This is a genomic window from Rhizobium ecuadorense, from assembly GCF_001187535.1.
Lineage (GTDB): Bacteria > Pseudomonadota > Alphaproteobacteria > Rhizobiales > Rhizobiaceae > Rhizobium > Rhizobium ecuadorense.
Genome location: NZ_LFIO01001184.1, coordinates 1 through 286, shown reverse-complemented (window position 1 = coordinate 286; position 286 = coordinate 1). Strand labels below are relative to the sequence as shown.

Genomic DNA, 286 nt, shown 5'->3' with positions numbered 1-286 from the left:
CTACATCGCCTGGTTCATGATTACCTTCGGGATAACTATCGTTGTCATCAACGTGATTTTGGCAGCAAGACGGGAGATCGATCAAGAGAGAGCAGAAAAGATGCTTCCATCGGATATGGTCGAGATCAAAAGGCAGGCTTTGCGTGACCTGCGGACGCATCGAAACTGGTATGCGCGATCCTCCAGGGTGAATCAGTATCTCTGGAATTTTCTCACATTGGGGATCATCGTTCTGAGCGGCCTCCCTTCATTATTTTCGGCTTATGGCACGATTATCCCCCAATGG

The 286-nt window shown here is 49.0% G+C and carries 1 pseudogene; it reads left to right on the top strand.

Going from position 1 to position 286, the window contains the following annotated elements:
* A pseudogene (locus AF337_RS25405) lies at window positions 1–286 on the top strand (hypothetical protein); the annotation flags it as partial.